This window comes from Staphylococcus pasteuri (assembly GCF_030547725.1).
Lineage (GTDB): Bacteria > Bacillota > Bacilli > Staphylococcales > Staphylococcaceae > Staphylococcus > Staphylococcus pasteuri.
Genome location: NZ_JAUOQO010000902.1, coordinates 1 through 239, shown reverse-complemented (window position 1 = coordinate 239; position 239 = coordinate 1). Strand labels below are relative to the sequence as shown.

Annotated in this window: 1 protein-coding gene; it reads right to left on the bottom strand. The window is 43.1% G+C overall.

Translation table 11 applies throughout. The features are described 5' to 3' along the window. Nucleotides 1-239, bottom strand: a 239-nt coding sequence (locus Q4528_RS15870; protein WP_303522708.1) for an Ig-like domain-containing protein, incomplete at both ends; no start/stop codon positions are given.

Below are 239 nucleotides of genomic sequence, written 5' to 3'. Positions count from 1 at the left end.
ATGGTGAGATATGACCGTCAGCATCCGTTGCTGTTACTCCGATATGATCTCCACCTTTGAGTTCTTCACCAGTAGGAATAATTATCACAAAATTACCATCTTCATCTGCTGTACCACTGGCAGTTCTTCCATCAGGGAACGTTACTGTAACTGTTGAACCTGGGTCTGCTGTTCCTGTGATTGTTTTAACGCCTTTATGAACAGGATTAACAGTTGGTGCTTCTGGTGCTGTTGTATCT